Raw genomic sequence first — 20,099 nt, forward strand, 5'->3', positions numbered from 1 at the left:
CTCCTGCCTGCGGTCAGTAGCGGGTGCCGACCGGTGCGGGCACGTCGGCCAGCGCCTTGCGGGCGTCTTCCGGTAGGACGAGATCGGCCGCGCGGGCGTTCTCCTCCAGATAGCGGAGGGTCTTGGTGCCGGGGAGTGCCACGACGTGGGTGCCCTGCGCCAGAACCCAGGCAAGCGAGACCTGTGGCACGGTGACTCCCAACCGTTCCGCGAGCTCACGGGCCGGGGCGACGACGGCCTGGTTGGCCGCGAGGGCCTCGGGCTGGAAGCGGGGTGTGCGGTGCCGGCCGTCGACCTGCGGCAGGTCGGAGGAACCGAAGATCCGCCCGGAGAGGAAGCCCCGGCCGAGCGGTGAGTAGGCGATGAACGTGATCCCCCGCTCGCGGCAGTGGTCGAGCACCCCGTCGAGGAGCGGCTCACGGCTCCACAGCGAAAGCTCGGTCTGCACGCTCGCCACCGGGTGGACGGCGTGCGCACGCTCGATCTGCTCGACGGAGACCTCGGACAGGCCGAGCGCCCTGGCCTTGCCTTCGGCCACGAACTCCGCCATCGTCCCCCAGGTCTCCTCGATCGGCACGGCGGGATCGACCCGGTGGAGCTGGTAGAGATCCACGTGATCCGTCCGCAGCCGGCGCAGGCTGTCATGGAAGGCCTTGCGGATGTGCTCCGGGCGTCCGTCGCGGTGGCTGGCGAAGGTCTGCGGATCATCCACCACCAGGCCGCCCTTGGTCGCCACCACCACCTCGTCCCGGCGCTCCCGCAGGGCCTTGGCGACCAGTTCTTCGTTCGTGAAGGGGCCGTACTGGTCCGCGGTGTCGATCAAAGTGCAGCCCAGATCGACGGCGCGATGGATGACCTCGATGGATGTCGCCTGGTCCCGGCCGAGCATGTCGTAGCCCCATGACATCCCCATGCAGCCGAGCCCGATCACGCCGACTTCCAAGCCGGAGCCACCCAAGGTGGTGGTGCGCATAACGAGACCCCTTTGTTCGGTTCTTCCAGGAATAACAGAGCCCTGATATAAGACAGAGTACGATAGTAAATCAGGGGACGGTACCTGATGACGGCAAGGCTCTCGGGGCTGGTGCTCGTGCTTCCTCGGTATGCGTACGAGCAGCTCGCGGAGCGGCTCCCGCCCGCGCCGCGGGGGACGACCAAGGGCTGACAGGCGTTTCTCCATGTCAGACTACTGATATGACCGATATCGGAGCCGTGGGGACGACGGACGGCCCTCCCTCGGGAACGCCCGGGCCCGCCGCGGGCCGACTGGGGCACGTCATCAAGCGCGCCGAGCAGGCCCTGATCGGCCGGAAGACCCACGCGCTGCGCGAGTACGGCCTGACCGTGCCGCAGTACGCCACACTGCTGCTGTTGTCCACGTCCGAGGGCATGTCGGCCGCCCAGCTGGCCCGGGAATGCATGGTGACGCCCCAGACGATGGCGACCGTGCTGGCCAATCTGGAGCGGGCCGGTCTGATCGAGCGACGTTCGTCGGCGCTGCACCAGAAGGTCTTGGTGAACACGCTCACGGCGCGCGGGCGCACCCTCGTCCACAAGGCGGACGAGGCCGCCCTGCGCGTAGAGCGGGCCCTGGGCGCGGCGTTCACGGAGGAGGAACGACGCCTCTTCGAGGCGTTCCTGGACCGCGCCGTGACGACCCTCAACGGGCTCCCCTGACCCTCCCATCGCCTTCCCGTCCCGCGACCGGAGGTCAGGGCGGTTCAGACGGGCACGGGCCGGGGGTGCGGCGACCGAGGCATTACTTACCGGTAGCCACGAGCGGGGCTCCGGAATATTCTTCGGGCATGGGTGCCATGAATCGGACGCTCGACGCGGCCATGGTCGACCGGATCCTCACGCACGTCTCCTCCGAGGGCAAGACGCGGGAGATCGTCGCGCCGTTCACCGGCGAGGTCCTGGCCGAGGTCCCGATCTCCACCCCCGAGGACGTCCGCGCGGCGTACGCCAGGGCGGGGGCGGCGCAGGAGGCCTGGGCGGCGCTGCCGGTCCGGGAGCGGATCGCGCCCTTCCTGCGGCTCCACGACGCGCTGCTCGACCGCCGCCAGGAGCTGCTCGACATCGTGCAGTGGGAGACCGGCAAGGCGCGGCGCCACGCGTACGAGGAAGTGGTCGACGTGGCGGGCTGCACGCTCCACTACGCGCGGCGGGCGCCCGGGCTGCTGGAGCCGCAGCGCAGGCAGGGCATCTTCCCGATCGCCACCCGCACGGCCGAGCTGCGCCACCCCAAGGGCGTGGTCGCGGTGATCAGCCCGTGGAACTACCCGCTGGCCCTCGGCGTCTCCGACGTGGTCCCCGCGCTGATCGCGGGCAACGCGGTCGTGCACAAGCCCGACACCCAGACCCCGCTGTCCACGCTGTGGACGATCGACCTGCTGGCCGAGCTGGGCATGCCGCGCGACATCTGGCAGGTCGTGCTCGGCGATCCGGAGGACGTCGGCGACCCGCTGATCGACGGCGCCGGCTATGTCGCGTTCACCGGCTCGACGCGCGGCGGGCGCAGGATCGCCGAGGAGGCGGCCAAGCGGCTCATCGGCTGCTCCCTTGAGCTCGGCGGCAAGAACCCGATGATCGTGCTCGAGGACGCCGATCTCGACGTGGCGGCCCAGGGCGCGATCCGGGCCTGCTTCACCAGCGCGGGCCAGCTGTGCATCTCCATCGAGCGTCTCTACGTGCACGAGGCGATCGCCGACGCCTTCCGCGACAAGTTCGTCCGGGCGGTGCGGAACATGAGGATCGGCCCCGGTCTCGACTGGGACGTGCAGATGGGCTCGCTCACCTCCAAGAGGCAGCTCGACGGAGTGTCGGCGCATGTCGAGGACGCCGTCGCCAAGGGCGCCACCGTGCTGACGGGCGGCAGGCCGCGCCCCGACCTCGGCCCGTTCTTCTACGAGCCGACCGTCCTCGACGGCGTCGGCGAGGACATGGCCGTCTGCAGGGACGAGACGTTCGGGCCGGTCGTGTCGCTCTACCGCTTCAGGAACGAGGACGAGGCGGTGCACGCGGCCAACGACACCGCGTACGGGCTGAACGCCTCGATCTGGACCAGGGACGTCGCGCGGGGCCGCCGCCTCGCCGCCCTGATCAAGGCGGGCACCGTCAACGTCAACGAGGGGTACGGCTCGGCGTACGCCTCCTACGACGCGCCGATGGGCGGGATGAAGTCGTCCGGGCTCGGCCGCCGCCACGGCACCGAGGGCCTGCTGAAATACACGGAGGTCCAGACGGTGGCCAGCCAGGCCACGTGGCTGGGCTTCGAGCCGATCCTCGGCATGACCTACGACAAGTACGCCGACACGCTCGCGGGGCTGCTCAAGACGATGAAGCGGCTGCACCTCAAGTGAAGATGGAAGGCGGGGCGTTGGACTACGACGTCGCGGTGATCGGGTCGGGGTTCGGCGGGAGCGTGACCGCCCTGCGGCTGACCGAGAAGGGCTATTCGGTCGGCGTCCTGGAGGCCGGCCGGCGCTTCGACGAGACGACCCTGCCGAAGACCTCCTGGCGGGCCAGGGACTTCGTGTTCGCGCCCGCGCTCGGCTTGAAGGGCATCCAACGCTTCCACGTCCTGCGCGGCTCCAACGGGGTGATGGTGCTGGCCGGCGCGGGGGTGGGCGGCGGGTCGCTGGTCTACGCCAACACCCTCTACGAGCCGCTCGACCCGTTCTTCGACGACCCGCAGTGGCGCCACATCACCGACTGGAAGGCCGAGCTCGCGCCGTACTACGACCAGGCCAGGCGGATGCTGGGCGTGGTGGAGAACCCGACGGTGACCGCCGCCGACGAGGTGATGAAGAAGGTCGCCGAGCGGATGGGCGTCGGCCACACCTTCCATCTCGCCCCGGTCGGGGTGTTCTTCGGCGAGCCCGGCGCCGAGGTGGACGACCCCTACTTCGGCGGCGCGGGCCCGCGCCGCCGAGGCTGCACCGAGTGCGGCGAGTGCATGACCGGCTGCCGCCACGGCGCCAAGAACATGCTGATCAAGAACTACCTCTACCTGGCCGAGAAGGCCGGGGCGAAGGTCCACCCGGAGACCACCGTGACCGGTGTGCGGCCCGTCGAGGGCGGCTACGAGATCACGGTGAAGCGAACGGGACCGTTCGGCCCCACCCGCACGCTGACCGCCGGGCAGGTGGTCTTCGCCGCCGGGACGTACGGCACCCAGCACCTGCTCCACCGGCTCAGGGCGACCGCGCTGCCCCGGATCTCGCCCCGGCTCGGCGTGCTGACCAGGACGAACTCCGAGGCTTTGCTCGGCTTCGAACGCCTCACCGCGAAGGGCGCCAAACTCAACCGGGGCGTGGCGATCACCTCCTCGATCCATCCCGACCCCGAGACGCACATCGAGCCCGTGCGGTACGGCGACGGCTCCAACGCCATGGCCGCGCTGCGCACGCTGCTGGTCGACGGGGGCGGCCGGGCTCCACGCTGGCTGAAGTTCCTCGGCGCGGCCCTGCGGCGGCCCCACCTGCTGCCCCGGCTGTTCAACCACCGCCGCTGGTCGGAGCGCGCCATCATCGCCCTGGTGATGCAGGCCAAGGACAACTCGATCACGCTCTCGCTGAAGGGCGGGAAACTGCGGACGGGCCCGGGCCACGGCGAGCCGAACCCCACCTGGATCCCCGCCGGGCACGAGGCCGTCCGCCAGGCGGCCGAGGAGATCGGCGGAATGCCGGGCGGTTCCTGGCTCGACCTGTTCGACATCCCGGCGACGGCGCACTTCCTCGGCGGCTGCGCGATCGGCGACTCGCCCGAGACCGGCGTGATCGACCCCTACCACCGGGTCTACGGCTACGAGGGCCTGCACATCGTGGACGGCTCGGCCGTGTCGGCCAACCTCGGCGTGAACCCCTCGCTCACGATCACGGCGCAGGCCGAGCGGGCGATGGCGCTGTGGCCCAACAAGGGCGAGCCGGACCCGCGCCCCGCCCTCGGCTCCGCGTACGTGCGGCTCGGGCCGGTCGCGCCCGTGCGGCCGGTCGTCCCCGCGTCGGCGCCGGGCGCGCTGCGCCTGCCGATCGTGGGCATCACGTCGGGGGGGGACGTCAGGGGGGACGGCAGCGGACGGCGGTGCACCACGTCGAGACGGGACACCGCGCGGGTGAGCGCCACGTAGAGCCTGCCCAGCCCGCGCTCCTCGGCCGCGACGATCTCGGCGGGCTCGGCCAGCACGACGTGGTCGTACTCCAGGCCCTTGCACAGGGTGGCGGGCACCACGGAGATCCGTACGGACGGGTCGGGCGTGGGGCCGTCGGCGACGGCCAGCCCGGCGCCGGTGAGCGCGGCGCGCAGGCGGCCGGCCGACGCGTCGGCGGCGATGACGCCGATCGAGCCCTCGTGGCCGAGCGCCTCGAACACCGCCGTCACGACCGCCGGGTCGTGCCCGCGGAGCACGCGCAACCGGCCGTCGCGCCGGAAGGACCGGGACGGCGGCACGTCCACCGCGAGCTCGGCCAGCAGGCGGTTGGCGAGCTCGACGACGACGGCGGGCGTGCGGAAACCGGTGGTGAGCGCCATGACCGCGGTGTCCGGCTTGCCCAGGTGCGCCATCTGCTCGGCCCAGTCGCGCGCGGCCCACGGGGTCGTGCCCTGGGCCAGGTCGCCGAGCACGGTGAGCGAGCCGTGCTCGCTGCGCCGGGCGACGGCCCTGCACTGCATCGGCGACAGGTCCTGCGCCTCGTCGACGATCACATGGCCGTATCCCCGCGGGCGCTCGATCAGGCCGGCGAGCTCGTCGAGCAGGATCAGGTCGGCGGCCGTCCAGGCGGCGCTCCGGTGGGTGCGCGGTGGTCTCGCCCAGGTGATCGCCGCCCGCTCGGCCGCCGTGAGCACGCCCTCGGCGGCCTCCGAGCAATCCGTGAGCACCTCGAACAGCACCTCCTCGGGGCGTACGGCCGGCCAGAAGGCGTCCACGGCGGAGGTGACGGCCCGGGTGGTCCGGCGCGTCCACGCCGTGTCGATCGTCCGGCCGCGAGCCTCCGCACGGCTCCGCACGAGTGACGCCACGCGGGCGACGACGCGCTCGCGGCCCACGGCGTACGGCATCGCCTCGCGCCGGGCCTCCTCGGCCACGTGGCGCAGTTCGCTGCGCGAGACACGCCAGCGGGAGGAGCCGTCCGCCACGGCGAGCGGCTCCGCGGGCTCGCGGACGCGCCGGTGCAGCGCCCTGCGCAGCACTTCGGCCATGCGCACGTCGTGTTTGACCACGGCGGCGTCCGTGCCGTCGATCCCCCTGGCCGGGACCCGGGCGAGGAGCGCGTCCAGCGTCGTCTGCTCGACGTCGACCTCGCCCAGGGCCGGCAGCACCGCGGAGATGTAGCCGAGGAAGGCCCGGTTGGGGCCGAGCACGAGCACACCGCCGCGTGACAGCCGCTTGCGGTGGGCGTAGAGCAGGTAGGCGGCGCGGTGCAGGCCGACGGCGGTCTTGCCGGTGCCCGGTCCGCCCTGGACGCACAGGGACTCCTCCAGGCCGGCGCGGACCAGGTCGTCCTGCTCCGGCTGGATGGTGGCGACGATGTCGCGCATCGGCCCGACCCTGGGGCGTTCGATCTCGGCCGTCAGGATGCGCCCCGCGCCGTCGAGGTCCGCCCCGTGGTCCGCCCCGCGATCCATGCCGTGGTCTGGGCCGTGGTCTGGGCCATGGTCCGGGCCACGGTCGAGGTGTTCGTCCTCGAACCCGGTCAGTTCCCCGCCGGCCCAGCCGAAGCGCCGCCGTACGGCCACGCCCCGCGGATCCCGGGCCGACGCCTGGTAGAACGTCCGCGAGATCGGCGCCCTCCAGTCGATCACCAGAGGCGGGCAGCCGCCGTCGGCGGAGACGTGGCGGCGGCCGATGTGGTAGCGCCGCCCGGCGTGCTCGCTCACGGCCGGGCCGAAGTCGAGGCGGCCGAAGAACGGCGGCCCTCCGTCGTCCTCGCCGAGCTCCTTGGCCAGGCTCTTCAGGTGGCGGCCCAGCCGTTCGGCGCTGTAGCGGTCGCCCGCCACGGTCTCCCCGACGACCACGTTGTGCCGGGCGCCGTCCAGCATCCGGCGCAGGCCCTCCCTGCAGCGTTCGACGTACGCCTGCTCCTCCTCCAGCGGGGTCATCCGCCGTCTCCTTCCCCCGGTCTCCGTAGGGGCATAGAACAGCAACTCGGTTAAATATGCAACCTGGTTAACTTTTCTCGGCACTGCTGCTAGCCTGTGCGCATGGTCGAGGGGCTGCGCACGCGGAAGAAGGAGCGGACCCGGCAAGCCATCTCCGAGGTCGCGATCGCGATGTTCCTGGAACACGGCTTCGACCGGGTGGGCGTGGCCGAGATCGCGGTGGCGGCGGAGGTCTCCAAGCCCACACTGTTCCGGTATTTCCCCTCCAAGGAGGATCTGGTCCTGCACCGGATCGCCGACCACCGGGGAGAGGCGGCGGCCGTGGTGCGCGCCCGCCAGGCCGGGCGGACCCCGCTGGACGCGTTGCACGACGCCTTCATGGCCGGGCTGGACGCCCGTGAGCCGACCACCGGCCTGTGCGACCACCCGGCGGTGATGGCCTACCACCGCCTCGTGTTCGACACCCCCAGCCTGGCCTCCCGCGTGGCCGAGTACGCCGTGGCGGACACGGAGGCGCTGGCGCAGGCGTTGCGCGAGGCGGCGGGCACCGACTCCGATCCCGTGCCGCGCCCGACGTCGCGCCTGACATCGCGGCTGGTGGCCGCGCAGTACGTCGCCGTCCGGCAGATCCTGGCCAGGGACAACTACGCGGCGCTGGCGTCCGGCCGGACGGCCGGACAGGTGTACGGCGAGGCCGTCGCCGCCGCCGGCACCGCCTTCGAACTGCTACGGCACGGCGCGCGGGCACACGGCCTGTGACCCATCGCCAAGATCGCTGAGGCGGTCTACGCTCGACGGGTGCAGACCGAGGGGCCCAGCACGACCGCGCTCCACGCGGCGGCGGCGCGCGCCGCGCACCTGATCGTCGACGGGGAGCCGGTCGTCTTCCGCGACCCGTTCGCGTACGCCCTGCTGGGCGAGTGGGCCGACGACTACCTGCGCCCGCACCGTGAGATGGGGGACCATCCCGTCGTCGCCGGGCTGCGTGCGGCCGTGGTCACCCGAGGCCGCTACGCCGAGGACCGCCTGGCCGGCGCCGTACGGCGGGGCGTCCACCAGTACGTGATCCTCGGCGCGGGGCTGGACACCTACGCCTGGAGGCCGGCCTCCGGGCCGGTGGAGGTCTTCGAGGTGGACCACCCGGGCACGCAGCGCTGGAAGCGGGAGGCGACCGCACGCGCGGGCCTCCCGGCGCCGCCCCACCTCACGTACGTCGCCGCGGACATGGAGGCCGGGGAGTGCCCCGTCGACCGGCTCGTCGCGCACGGGTTCGACCTGGCCCGGCCGGCGTTCGTGAGCTGGCTCGGCGTGACCGTCTACCTCACCCGCGAGGCCGTCGCGCGCACGTTGGCCGGGCTCGGCCGCCTCGCCCCCGGCAGTGAGATCGTCATGGACCACCTGCTGCCCGAGGCGCTGCGCGGCCCGCGGGCCCGGGCGTACGCCGAGGCCCTGATGCCGCTGGTGGCGAAGGGCGGTGAACCCTGGCTGACGTTCCTGAGCCCGCGAGAGGCGGCGGACCTGCTGGAGGAGCACGGCTTCGAGGTGGCCGAGCAGGTGCCGGAGTGCGACGCCGCCGGCCCCGCCCTCCGGGAGCGTGCGGACGCCCTGGCGTGCAGCGGGATCTCGGTGATCACCCACGCCCGCCGGAGGGCCTGACGGAGTCGGTCCACCGGGTGCGCGCACGGCATCCGCACGGCATCCCGCACGGCATCCCGCACGGCATCCCGCACGGCATCCCGCAGGGGCATCGAGCAGGGGTATCGGGCGGGCGGTGGACGCCCGGGCGGGCAGCGTCACCGCGCCGATAGACTGGCGTCACCGCCTCGCTGCCTTCTTGGGGGTCCTTTCCAGTGTCTGAGTTCGACACGGTCCTCGTCGTGGACTTCGGCGCGCAGTACGCGCAGCTGATCGCACGACGGGTACGTGAGTGCCACGTCTACTCCGAGATCGTCCCATCGTCGATGCCGGTGTCGGAGATGCTGGCCAGGAAGCCCAAGGCGATCATCCTGTCCGGCGGCCCTTCCTCGGTGTACGCCGAGGGCGCCCCGCCGGTGCCCGACGGCCTGTTCGAGACCGGCGTGCCGACCTTCGGCATCTGCTACGGCTTCCAGGCCATGGCCCTGGCGCTCGGGGGCGAGGTCGCCAAGACCGGCTCCGCCGAGTTCGGCGGGACCGAGCTCAAGGTCCTTCAGGAAGGCCTGCTGTTCGCCGGCCTGCCCGTCGCCCAGACCGTCTGGATGTCGCACGGCGACTCCGTGGTCGGCGCCCCCGCGGGGTTCGCCGTCACCGCCGCCACCGACGCCACCCCGGTCGCCGCGATGGAGGACCCCTCGCGCGGTCTGTACGGCGTGCAGTTCCACCCCGAGGTGCTCCACTCCGAGCACGGGCAGCGGGTGCTCAAGCACTTCCTGGAGGCGGCCGGCTGCCGCCCCTCGTGGACCATGCTCAACATCGTCGAGGACGCCGTGGAGGCCGTGCGCGCCCAGGTGGGCGACGGCCGGGCCATCTGCGCGCTGTCGGGCGGCGTCGACTCCGCCGTCGCCGCCGCGATCGTCCAGCGGGCCATCGGCGACCGTCTGACCTGTGTCTTCGTCGACCACGGGCTGCTGCGCAAGGGCGAGGCCGAGCAGGTCGAGCGCGACTTCGTCGAGGTGACCGGCGTCAAGCTGCGCGTCGTGGACGCCGCCGAGCGCTTCCTCAAGGCGCTGTCCGGCGTCACCGACCCGGAGGAGAAGCGCAAGATCATCGGCCGGGAGTTCATCCGGGTCTTCGAGGACGAGCAGCGCGCGATCCTCGCCGACGGGCCGGTGGACTTCCTCGTGCAGGGCACGCTCTACCCCGACGTGGTCGAGTCCGGCGGCGGCACCGGCACCGCGAACATCAAGTCGCACCACAACGTGGGCGGCCTGCCCGACGACCTCAAGTTCGATCTGGTCGAGCCGCTGCGCACGCTGTTCAAGGACGAGGTGCGGCGGGCCGGCGAGGAGCTGGGCCTGCCTGCGGCGATGGTGTGGCGCCAGCCGTTCCCCGGGCCCGGCCTCGGCATCCGGATCATCGGCGAGGTCACCCGTGAGCGTCTCGACCTGCTGCGCGAGGCCGACGCCATCGCCCGCGAGGAGCTCACCCGGGCCGGTCTCGACCGTGACATCTGGCAGTGCCCGGTCGTGCTGCTCGCCGACGTCCGCTCGGTCGGCGTGCAGGGCGACGGCCGCACCTACGGCCACCCCGTGGTCCTGCGGCCGGTGACCTCCGAGGACGCCATGACCGCCGACTGGGCGCGCGTGCCGTACGACGTGCTGTCGCGCATCTCGACCCGGATCACCAACGAGGTCCGCGAGGTCAACCGGGTGGTCCTCGACGTGACGAGCAAGCCGCCGGGCACCATCGAGTGGGAGTGATCCCGGCTCGTCGAGCCCGGTGTGTCCGAGCCCGGTGTGTCCGAGCCCGGCTCGTCGAGCGCGGATGAACGGACGCGGGGCAATGAGCCGGGATCAATCGGTGTGATCCCGGCCGTGCCGGATAGAGTGGCGCGGTGTGATTGCCACTCCCCAAGCCACCGATCGGTCGGGCACCAAGGTCGCCAGGCTCGCGTGGCTCGACGCCCTGCGGGGGATCGGCGCGATGGCGGTGGTCGCCGAGCACGCGCTGCCCTGGCTCATGCCGTCGCTGCGCCCCTACTGGTTCAGCCTCGGCATGTACGGCGTGCTGGTCTTCTTCCTGGTCAGCGGATACATCATCCCCGCCTCCCTGGAGAACAGGGGTGACGTCGGAGCGTTCTGGACCAGCCGGGTGTTCCGGCTGTACCCGCTCTACCTGCTGGTGATCGCCGCCGTGCTCGTCATGGCGTTCTGGGTTCCCGTTCGCCCGCAGGTGCCCCGGGATCTGTCGGCCGTGGCCGCGCACATGAGCATGCTGCTCGACGTCGTCCACACCGGCGCCCTGGCCGACCCGATGTGGACGCTCTCCTACGAGATGGTGTTCTACCTGCTGGTGACCGCGCTGTTCGCGGGCGGGGTGCACCAGCGCAGCGGCACGCTGGCGATCGCCTTCGGCGTCGTGGCGGTCGCCGCCGGGCTGGTGCTGTCGGCGCCGCTGCTGCCGGGGCCGTGGCCCGCCGTCGCCGCCTGCGTGCTGTTCCTCGCCGGCCTGGCCTGCCTGATCACCGGCCGGTTCCGCACGGTCGCGGCGTACGCGCTGGGCCTGATGGCGCTCGTGCTGCTCGTGTTCGGCAGCTTCGTGCCGTGGTTCGGTGCGGCCATCCTCGCGGTGATGTTCACGGGAACGGCCCTGTACCGGTGGGAGCGGGGCACGGGCGGGCTCGGCCCGGTCGTGGCCGCGGCGGCCCTGGTGGCCGCCGCGCCGGTGTGGTCGATCCAGGCGGGCTGGTGGTGGGTGCAGCCCGACGTGTGGATCACCACGATCGTCCTCGCCGGCGGGACGTTCGCGCTCGGCATGGTGCTGCGCGGGCGGCGCGTCCCCGGCGTGCTGACCTGGCTCGGCCTGATCAGCTACTCGGTCTACCTGGTGCACCACCCGCTGCTCAAGTATCTGAACGCGCTCGCCGGCGACCTGCGGTCGCTCACGCCGACCGGCCGGGCCGTGGCCGCGCTCGGTTACCTCGTGGTGCTGCTCACGCTGAGCTGGCTCACCTACCGCTTCGTGGAGGCGCCGGCCCAGGCGCTGGGCCGCAGGATCAGTCGACGGCGGTCGTCGTCTCCACCCCAGGCTGGTCGGGATATACCTGTCCCGGGGTGAGCTCCTGGCCTTCGAGCAGGGTGGACACCGTCACGAAGCTGTAGCCCTCCGCGGTCAGCATCTGGAGCACCTCGGGCATCGACTCCACGGTCTCCTTCACGGTCTCGTGCATCAGCACGACCTCGCCCTCCCCGGCCACGTCCAGGGCCCGGTTGGTGAGAAAGTCCACATGCCGGTAGTCCTTGATGTAGTCCTTCGTGGCGGTCGTGCCGGGCACCTGGAGGAGCCCGAACTTGGCGGTGATCTCCTCCACGCCGCCGTTGCGCAGCCCGCCGGGCGCGCGGAAGAGCTTCGGCGCCTTGCCGGTCGTCTTCTGGATCAGCCGCTGGGTGTCGCCGATCTTCTTGTTGATCTCGGCGTACTTGAGTGAGGTCAGGTAGGTGCCGTCCCACGAGTGGTTGCCGATCTCGTGGCCCGACTTGGCGATCAGCTGAGTGAGCTTCGGGTGCTTCTTCACCTCCGAGCCGATGACGAAGAACGTCGCCTTCGCCTTGTATTCGGAAAGGGTCTTCAGCAGCGTCTGCACGTACGGCCCCGGACCGTCGTCAAAGGTCAGGGCGATGCATTTGTGGGTCGCGCAGTACGGCTCATCGGTCCCGCGAGCCTGCGCAGGGGTGGCGGTGGCCGCGGCGAGAGCGCACGCGACAGCCAGAGGGATCAGACGACGTACAGCCATGGGGTACTCCTCGGGGGGATCTATAACGCGGCATCGTAACGCGCTTCGGGTTGCTTCCTCCTCTTCAGTCCGATTTCGTACGGCCCGGAAACCTTCGTCCACCTGGGACGGGAGCGATTAAACCTTCGACCAAGGAAGGGGCTAAGCCTGCCCCCGCACGAGTGGGGTTCGCGATGCTGGGCCGGTCGGAAGAGGAACCGGGCAGCGTGAGGAGGGCGGGTGACGCGAACCGCCACCCGGTCGGCGTGGGGGACGTGGATCGGGTTCGAGTCCTGTCCCATGCTGCTCGGCCGCCTGGTCGAGGGCTTCGCCGGTCCCTGGACCCCGCTGGACGACGTCCCCGTCCCCGGCCTTGCGGCAGCTCCGGTGGGCGACGCGGGCGATAGCCGGGACGAGAGCCGGGACAAGAGCCGGGACGCGGCACGGGGCGATAGCCGGGACGTGGAGCCGGGCGCGACCGGCGCGATCGGATGCGTCGTGCTCGCCGCGCGGTCCCCGGCCGACCTGCGCAGGGCGGTGCCGCTGCGCGGTCTGCTCCCCGCCACGACGCGGGTGCGGATCGCCGTCGCCGACGTGCCGCCCTGGGCGGCCCAGCCGCTGCCGGTCGCCGCGCCGGGTGCCTGCTGGCGGCACCTGACCGAGATGCGGGTCTCCCGCCGGGGGCGCGGCTGGCACCTGGACGCCGCTTTCACTGAGCCGGTGCCGGCCGGTGACGTCGTGGCCCACGTCGCGAACGGCCTGTTCGGCGGATGCGAGGCGGTCACCCCGGTCGCGGGGCTGGAAGGCGGTGTCACCGCCGACTGGCGGCCCGGCGACCCCAACGTGACGCTGACGCCACCCGGCGGGCCGGTGCCGGACCGCCGCGACGCCCCGGGCTGCGACCTGCCGCTGCGCCGGGCTGAGGCAGACGGTTGTGTGCTTGCGGGTCCTGTGATCGCGGGCCCTGTGGTTACGGGTCCTGCGGTTACGGGCCCTGTGGTTACGGGCTCTGTAGGTGCCGGTCCGGTGGGTGCGGGCTCTGTGGGTGCCGGTCCCGTGGTCGACCGCCCGGTCGCCGCCGGCCTGCCGCCGTTGGACGAGGCCGTGGTCAACCCCATCGGATTCCGCCGGCATCCCTCGCAGGAGACGGCGGCGCTCGCCGCGCACCGGGACGGGTTCGTCGTCACCCTCGGCGGCAGCAGGCTCGTGCGGCTGCCGGCCAGTGGGCGGGTCACGGACGTGGACGTCGCCCGCCTGCGGGAGGTGCGCGGCATCGAGGTGCCCGCCTTCGACTCGCAGGAGGGGCAGGGAAGGGCTAGCGCGGTCGCCCGCGTCGTGGCCGCCCTCTCGGCCGCCGGGATCCCGGTGCTCGCCGCGCCCGACCCGGCCCGCGACCGGGCGCTGGGCCCCGCGCTCGCCGCCGCGCTCGCCGCCGTGACCGGCGAGGCGCTCGCGTCCGACCTGCGCCGCGAGGAGCTGAGCATCCGGTTGCGCAGGGCCGCGCTGCGCGAGCACGGGGCCGCCGCCCGCTGGCGGCGTCTGGCCCTGGCGGCCGGCCTGCCGGTGCCGCCGGATCCGAAGGTCTCGATCCTGCTGTGCACGCGACGCCCGGAGATGGTGCCGTTCGCGGTCGAGCAGATGGAGCGCCAGCGCGGCGTGAGCGCCGAGCTGATCGTGGGGCTCCACGGCTTCACCGCGCGGGAGGCGGCGATCCCCCGCACGCGGCTGCCGGTCACCGTGATCGAGGCCCCCGCCGCGACGCCGTTCGGGGAGGTCCTGAACCGGATGGCGGCCGCCGCCTCCGGGTCGTACCTCGCGAAGGTGGACGACGACGACTGGTATGGGCCCGACCACCTCGCCGACCTCCTGCTCGCCCGGCGCTACAGCGGCGCCCACCTCGTCGGCTCGGCCGCGGAGTTCGTCTACCTGGAGTCGCTCGACGTGACGATCAGGAGGTGCATCGGCACGGAGCGGTTCGCGCCGCTGGTGGCCGGGGGCACGATGCTGGTCACCCGGGCGGCGTTCGAGGCGGCCGGCGGCTTCCGGCCGCTGGCGAGGACCGTGGACGGTCAGCTGCTGCAGGCGGTGGAGGCAGTCGGCGGCCGGATCTACCGCACCCACGGCCTCGGCTACGTGCTGCGCCGCCGCAGCGCGTACGGCCACACCTGGCGCCAGCCCGTGCAGTCGTTCCTCGCGTCCTACCAGGAGCAGTGGCGCGGGCTGGTCTTCAACGAACTGATGGAGGACGGTGCCCGATGGCGGGCGGAGGTGAGGACGTGACGGGGGCTGCGCGCATCCCGCTCAACGACTACGGGGTGCTCGGAGAGCCACCCGCGCCGGGGGAATGGACTCCCACACTCACGGTGAGCGTGGTGATCCCCGCATACCGCGCGGAGCGCACGCTGCCGCTGACGCTGGCCAGCCTGGCCCGGCAGACCTACCCGGCCCACCTCATGGAGGTCGTGGTGGTGGACGACGGCGAGCGGCCCATGGAGCCGCCGCCCGAGTCGGCGGCCGGGCCGCTGCCGGAGCGGCTGCGGGTGGTCCGCCCGCGCGGCGGGGCATGGGGGAGGGCGAGCGCGTGCGCGGCGGGGGCGGAGGCGGCCCAGGGCGAGGTGATCCTCTACCTGGACGCCGACCTCGTGCTGTTCCCCGAGCACGTGGAGGCCCAGATGCGCTGGCACCATCTGGCCGACTATCTGGTCGTGCTCGGGCACCTGCGGTTCGTGCCCGGCCTCGACGAGGTCCCGGCGAACGAGGTGCTCGCGGCCGTCGAGGCGGGAGCGGTGCCCAAGCTCTTCGCCGAGCAGGACGCCACGCCGCAGTGGACCGAACGGCGCTGGGACCAGACCGACGACCTGCGGACGGCCGGTTTCGGCGCCTTCTCCGTCATGGTCGGGGCCACCGCGTCGCTGCCCGCCCGCCTGCTGCGCGCCGCCGGAGGGCTGGACGCCTCGCTCGTCCTCGGCGAGGACACCGAACTCGGCTACCGGCTGGCCCAGGCGGGGGCCGTGTTCGTGCCCGACCGGCTCAGCCGGTGCTGGCACCTCGGCCGGTCCACCGTCATGCGCCGGGAGCCCGACGTGAAGCGGCACAACTGGCCCCACCTCGCCGAGCGCGTCCCGAGCTTCCGCTGGCTGCGCAGGCACCCCCAGCGCACCTACCTCGTGCCGTACGTCGAGGTCGTGGTCGAGGTGGGGGACGCGTCGTTCGAGGAGGTCAGGGCGACCGTCGACGCCGTGCTCGCCGGGCGGCTGCCCGACGTGCGGGTGACGGTCGTCGGGCCGTGGGGACGGCTCGGCGGCGGGCGGCGGGATCCGCTCGGCGATCCCTCGCTCGACCTTCGGCTGGTGCTCGCGTGCTACCAGGGCGAGCCGCGCGTTCGGTTCCGCGAGGCCGTGCCGGACGACTGCTTCCCCGTGCCGTTCCGCTTCCACTGCCCGCCCGGCTGGGTGCCGTCGCGCGGCGCCATCGGCTCGGTGGTCAAGCACGCCGACCGGCAGCGGCTCGGGATCGTCTCGCTCGCGCTGGACGAGCGCGAGGACGGCCGTGTCGTGCACGCCCGGCTTGAGCGGACCGCCGCGATACGCCGCGCCCGCCACTGCGCAGGGCCGGGGGACGACCTCGGCGACCTGGTCCACGAGATGCACGGCACGGTGTGGGACGCGGGCGACAAATGGGGGTTCCTGCCCGCCGCGCTCGCCCCGACGGCGCCCGGCCGCGCCTGGACCGACGCTCTCGGTGAGACGGGCGCTCTCGGTGAGAGGGGCCCTCGCGGTAAGGCGGGCCCTCATGGTGAGAGGGGCGCTCTCGGTGAGGGGGGCGCTCGCGGTGACGCTGGTGCTACCGGCGAGGCGGGCGCTCGCGGAGTGGCCGGGACCGCGAGGGCGCTCCGCAGTCGCAGTCCCCGCCGCCGGGGCGGGCTGAGCCTCTCCGCGCCCAGGCCGCTGCGCCGCACCGCCCGGCTGCGCCACACCGCCCGGTTGCGCCGCACCGCCCGGCGGCTCCGCAGGCGCCTGCGCGCGCTCGTGCGCCCGGCCTGAGCCGCGCGTTTTCCGCCCGCCGCTTCGCCGACCCTAAGGACCGCCCGTGCCCCGCCTCAGCGTGATCATCCCGATCTACGACGTGGAACCGTACCTCGCCGGTTGCCTGGCCTCGGTCGCCGCGCAGACCTGGCAGGACATCGAGGTCGTCATGGTCGATGACGGTTCGCCCGACGGCAGCGCCGGGATCGCCGCCGGCTTCGCGGCGCGAGACGGCAGGTTCCGGCTGGTCCGCCAGGCCAACGCGGGGCTCGGCGCGGCGCGCAACACGGGCGTTCGGCACGCGACCGGGGAGCACCTGATGTTCCTCGACGGCGACGACCTGCTGCCGGCGCACGCCCTCGAATGCCTCCTGGCATCCCTGGAACAGACGGGATCGGACCTCGCCGCGGGCAACGTGCTGCGCCTCGACGGGCGCGGCGCCCGCCAGTCGGCCATGCACCGGGCCGTCTTCGCCGACGCCGCCGCGGCCACGCACATCACCCGGGCGCACGCGCTCCTGCGCGACCGGCTGGTCACCAACAAGCTGTGGCGCCGCTCGTTCTGGGACGCCCACGGGTTCGCCTTTCCCGAAGGCGTGCTCTACGAAGACATCGCGGTGGCCCTGCGCGCCCACTTCCTGGCACGGGCCGTGGACGTGCTGCCCACGCCGGTCTACCTGTGGCGGCGGCGCGAGGGCGGCGGCCGCTCGATCACCCAGGACAAGACGCGAGCCGCGCATCTGGAGGACCGGTTCGCCGCCGTCACCGAGGTCCGCCGCTTCCTCAGCGAGCACAACTTCACCGCGCACATCCACGCCTGGGACCACGCCGTGCTCGACGGCGACCTCACGAACTTCCTCGACGTGCTCGACCAGGCCTCCCCGGCGTTCCGGGAGCGGTTCCTCGACCTCGCCGGCCTGTACCTGGAGGACGTGGCGCCGCCCGTGCTCGACGGATTGCCCGCGCTGCGGCGGCTGCAGTGGCATCTGGTGCGGCTGCGCCGCCCGGCCGACCTGCTGGAGGTCCTGGCCTGGGACCGGGAGACGACACCGGACCGGCGGCTCGTCCGCAGGATGGGCGGCCACCATCTGAACGTGCCCTTCGCCCGCACCGCCGACCGCGAGATCCCCGCCGCCGTGACCCGGGCCAGGGACGAACTCGTCCCGCGGCACCGCATCGACGCGGTCCGCTGGGAGAACGGCGTGCTCGTGGTGGAGGGACGCGCGGCCTCGCCGTTCCTGCGCCCCACTCGGCGGGTCCACCAGCAGGTCTTCGCCGCCCTCGTCCACGAGCGCACGGGGAAGCGCGTCCGGGTGCCGGCCTCCGTCATCAGGACCCGGGTATCCACGAAGTCGAAGGAGCGCGACTGGGGCGGCTTCCGGCTCGCCATCGACCCCGCCGCGCTGGCCAGGCCCGGCCGGCTCGGGCGGTGGCACGTCGAGCTGCGCGTGCTCCACCGGGGCGTCCTGCGGCGCGGACGGCTGACCGACCCGCGCGCCGACGCCTCGGCCGTCGAGCAGGCGGGCTATCGCACCGTGGGCCCCGACCACTACGTCGCGCCGCTGCTCGGGGAGACCGGCGTCCTCGTGCTGCGGGCCGAGCGGGAGACCGCCCGCGTCGTCACGCGGGAGGTGCGCGACGACCGCCTGCGCCTGGTGGGTCATGTCGTCAACGACCTCGGCCCGAGCCCGGTGCTCCAAGTCACCCGGCGCCCCGGAGGCGTTCCCCGCGTCTATCCCGTGCACGTCGACCGGCGTACGTTCGAGGCCGTCGTCGACCTGCGGGACCTGCTGCCCGCGTCCCCGGCCCCGTGGATCGCCGTGCCGGCGGAGGTCGCCGCGCCCGAGGCGTGGTGGGAGGTCGAGGTGCGGGCCGCCGACGGCACCGTGACGCCCGTGACCGTCGCCGAGGACGTGCCCACCGGCCGGTACGGCCTGGCCGGCCGCGAGGTCGTCGTGACCCGCGACCGCACCGGCGGCCTGGTGCTGCGGGACCAGCCCGTCGCCGCGTACGCCGACCTCGCCGAATGGCTGCCCGCGCACCGGGGAGGCGGCGGCGAGTTGCTCATCGAGGGCGGCCTCGCGGTGCCGCACGAGATGTCGGCGCTGGTGGTGGCCGCCCTTGGCTCCAGCACCTCGGGGCGGGCGGAGCGGCTGCTGCCGATCGAGGGAGCGGGCACCCGCTTCCGGGCGCGGCTCACCCCCGAGCAGGCCGGCTCGCCCGCCGGGCCGCTGCCGCTGCCGCGCGGCCGGTACGCCCTGGCGGTCCGGGCACGCGCCGCCGGGGGAGAGTGGACGGACCTGCCGCTGGAGTTCGACACGGACGTGCCGGCGGCCCACCAGACGGCCCGCCGCACGTTCGGGATCGTCATGTCGGGTCCGGGCCGGGCCGTGCTGACCGTGAGCGGCGACCTGACCGGCGACGAGCGTGGCAGGAAGGCCCAGCGGGTGCTGCGCACGAGGACCTATCCCGAGATGAGGGACAGGCCGCTGCGGGACGCCGTCCTGTTCGACGGCGGCGCGGGCACCCGCTTCGGCGGCAGTCCGAGGGCGGTCTGCGAGGAACTGCGCCGCCGGGAACCCGACCTGCCCCTGCTGTGGAACGTGCGGGACGGCCAGGTCGCCCTGCCCGGCGACGTCGAACCGGTGCGCACGTCGGGACGGGAGCACTACGAGGCACTCGCCCGGTGCCGCTACATCGTCACCGACGCGCCGCTGCCGCCGTGGTTCGAGCGCAGGCCCGGCCAGGTGGTCGTGCAGACCTGGCAGCAGCCCGTGCACGCGGCCGGTGCCTCGGTGCACGGTTCTTCCTGCGATCGCCCCGCCGCCGGTTCTGCCGGCGGTTCCGCGACCGGTGCGGCGGACGGCTTCCGCGCGGGTCAGTGGACCCATCTCGTCTCCGCGGGCCCATGGTGGACGCCGCTGCTGCGGCGCACGTTCGGCTTCGAGGGAGAGGTGCTGGAGACCGGCCTGCCCTGTGACGACCTGCTGACCGGAGCCGGCGCCCGGGAGCGCGCCGCCGAGGTGCGGCGCCGCCTCGGCCTGCCGGGCCGCGCCCGCGTCCTGCTGTACGTCGCGGGGGAGCACGACACACTCGACGCCGGACGCCTGGCGGCGCGACTCACCGGCGACGAGGTCCTGCTGGTCCGTCATCCGGCGGGGACCGGGACGGAGGGCGTCCGCCTGCGGGACGTGAGCGGCCATCCCGACCCGCACGAGCTGTACCTCGCCGCCGACGTCCTGATCGCCGGGGACGTGGCGGCGGTGTTCGACTTCGCCGTGACGGGACGCCCGGTGCTCCTGCACGCCGGCCGGCCGCGGGACCTGTGGCTGCTGCCCGAGGCGCCGGGGCCGGTGCTGCACGGTAACGCCTGGGGTGGCGCCGGGGGAGAAGACGAGGTGCTCGACGCGCTCGCGCACCTCGGCGAGGTCGCGGCCAAGCACCGGGACGCGTACGCCGCGTTCCTGGCGAGGTATCGCCCGATGGTCGACGGGCAGGCCGCCCGCCGGGTGGCGGACGCCCTGTTCGGCTGACCGCCGCGAACCCGGAGATCCGCGGTCTGGC

The 20,099-nt window shown here is 73.2% G+C and carries 12 protein-coding genes and 1 pseudogene; 10 read left to right on the forward strand and 3 right to left on the reverse strand.

All coding sequences use genetic code 11. The annotated features are described in order from the left end of the window. Window positions 1-13 precede the first annotated feature (13 nt). The gene (locus FLX07_RS07935) at window positions 14-973 is read right to left on the reverse strand and encodes an aldo/keto reductase (protein WP_142569121.1); all 960 of its coding nucleotides are present in this window, start codon (window positions 971-973) and stop codon (window positions 14-16) included. Between the two features lie 221 nt (window positions 974-1,194). Here FLX07_RS07935 and FLX07_RS07940 point away from each other — a divergent pair, with 221 nt between their 5' ends. The 3 genes from FLX07_RS07940 (at window position 1,195) to FLX07_RS07950 (ending at window position 5,131) form a co-directional block, all read left to right on the forward strand. Then, the gene (locus FLX07_RS07940; protein WP_142569123.1) at window positions 1,195-1,677 is read left to right on the forward strand and encodes a MarR family winged helix-turn-helix transcriptional regulator; all 483 of its coding nucleotides are present in this window, start codon (window positions 1,195-1,197) and stop codon (window positions 1,675-1,677) included. Window positions 1,678-1,805: 128 nt separating this feature from the next. Then, entirely contained in the window at window positions 1,806-3,362 is a 1,557-nt protein-coding gene (locus FLX07_RS07945; protein ID WP_142569125.1) for a succinic semialdehyde dehydrogenase, read from the forward strand. 2 nt (window positions 3,363-3,364) lie between these two features. Beyond that, complete coding sequence (locus FLX07_RS07950; RefSeq protein WP_142569890.1) at window positions 3,365-5,131, forward strand: GMC oxidoreductase; 1,767 nt, start codon at window positions 3,365-3,367, stop codon at window positions 5,129-5,131. Here FLX07_RS07950 and FLX07_RS38815 read toward each other — a convergent pair. Beyond that, a pseudogene (locus FLX07_RS38815) lies at window positions 5,056-7,101 on the reverse strand (HelD family protein); the annotation flags it as partial. The gene FLX07_RS07950 and the pseudogene FLX07_RS38815 sit on opposite strands and share 76 nt — an antisense overlap. Before the next feature lie 102 nt (window positions 7,102-7,203). Between FLX07_RS38815 and FLX07_RS38310 the strand changes: the two are divergent. The 4 genes from FLX07_RS38310 to FLX07_RS07975 all read left to right on the forward strand — a co-directional run bounded on the left by FLX07_RS38310 (window position 7,204) and on the right by FLX07_RS07975 (window position 11,856). Next, window positions 7,204-7,860: a TetR/AcrR family transcriptional regulator gene (locus tag FLX07_RS38310; RefSeq protein WP_142569127.1), complete on the forward strand. Its 657-nt coding sequence runs from the start codon at window positions 7,204-7,206 to the stop codon at window positions 7,858-7,860. Window positions 7,861-7,899: 39 nt separating this feature from the next. Beyond that, entirely contained in the window at window positions 7,900-8,757 is an 858-nt protein-coding gene (locus FLX07_RS07965) for a class I SAM-dependent methyltransferase (RefSeq protein WP_142569129.1), read from the forward strand. Between the two features lie 170 nt (window positions 8,758-8,927). Next, window positions 8,928-10,499 carry a glutamine-hydrolyzing GMP synthase gene (guaA, locus tag FLX07_RS07970; RefSeq protein ID WP_223853070.1) on the forward strand — a complete coding sequence of 524 codons (1,572 nt, stop codon included), beginning with the start codon at window positions 8,928-8,930 and terminating at the stop codon, window positions 10,497-10,499. Between the two features lie 136 nt (window positions 10,500-10,635). Further along, on the forward strand, window positions 10,636-11,856 hold the full coding sequence (locus FLX07_RS07975; protein ID WP_229689526.1) for an acyltransferase family protein: 1,221 nt from the start codon (window positions 10,636-10,638) through the stop codon (window positions 11,854-11,856). Here the strand turns inward: FLX07_RS07975 and FLX07_RS07980 are convergent. After that, window positions 11,795-12,532, reverse strand: a complete 738-nt coding sequence (locus tag FLX07_RS07980) for a polysaccharide deacetylase family protein (RefSeq protein WP_142569133.1) — start codon at window positions 12,530-12,532, stop codon at window positions 11,795-11,797. The genes FLX07_RS07975 and FLX07_RS07980 overlap by 62 nt on opposite strands. A 219-nt stretch (window positions 12,533-12,751) precedes the next feature. On the opposite strand from FLX07_RS07980, the gene FLX07_RS07985 reads away from it, so the two are divergent. Genes FLX07_RS07985 through FLX07_RS07995 form a run of 3 tightly spaced genes read left to right on the forward strand, consistent with a single transcriptional unit; the run spans window position 12,752 to window position 20,068 of the window. Beyond that, on the forward strand, window positions 12,752-14,791 hold the full coding sequence (locus FLX07_RS07985; protein WP_142569135.1) for a glycosyltransferase family protein: 2,040 nt from the start codon (window positions 12,752-12,754) through the stop codon (window positions 14,789-14,791). Then, on the forward strand, window positions 14,788-16,554 hold the full coding sequence (locus tag FLX07_RS07990) for a glycosyltransferase (protein ID WP_167748154.1): 1,767 nt from the start codon (window positions 14,788-14,790) through the stop codon (window positions 16,552-16,554). Before FLX07_RS07985 ends, FLX07_RS07990 begins: the two co-directional genes overlap by 4 nt. Before the next feature lie 46 nt (window positions 16,555-16,600). Continuing rightward, a complete protein-coding gene (locus tag FLX07_RS07995; protein ID WP_142569138.1) occupies window positions 16,601-20,068 on the forward strand; it encodes a bifunctional glycosyltransferase/CDP-glycerol:glycerophosphate glycerophosphotransferase in 3,468 nt (1,155 codons plus the stop codon). The last annotated feature ends 31 nt before the right edge of the window (window positions 20,069-20,099 follow it).

The organism is Microbispora bryophytorum, assembly GCF_006874465.1.
Lineage (GTDB): Bacteria > Actinomycetota > Actinomycetes > Streptosporangiales > Streptosporangiaceae > Microbispora > Microbispora bryophytorum.

What these genes read in the sequence shown, in the direction of transcription:
- FLX07_RS07935 (WP_142569121.1), bottom strand. Translation starts at nt 973, where the DNA reads ATGCGCACCACCACCTTGGGTGGCTCCGGCTTGGAAGTCGGCGTGATC.
- FLX07_RS07940 (WP_142569123.1), top strand. Translation starts at nt 1,195, where the DNA reads ATGACCGATATCGGAGCCGTGGGGACGACGGACGGCCCTCCCTCGGGA.
- FLX07_RS38310 (WP_142569127.1), top strand. Translation starts at nt 7,204, where the DNA reads ATGGTCGAGGGGCTGCGCACGCGGAAGAAGGAGCGGACCCGGCAAGCC.
- FLX07_RS07945 (WP_142569125.1), top strand. Translation starts at nt 1,806, where the DNA reads ATGGGTGCCATGAATCGGACGCTCGACGCGGCCATGGTCGACCGGATC.
- FLX07_RS07980 (WP_142569133.1), bottom strand. Translation starts at nt 12,532, where the DNA reads ATGGCTGTACGTCGTCTGATCCCTCTGGCTGTCGCGTGCGCTCTCGCC.
- FLX07_RS07950 (WP_142569890.1), top strand. Translation starts at nt 3,365, where the DNA reads ATGGAAGGCGGGGCGTTGGACTACGACGTCGCGGTGATCGGGTCGGGG.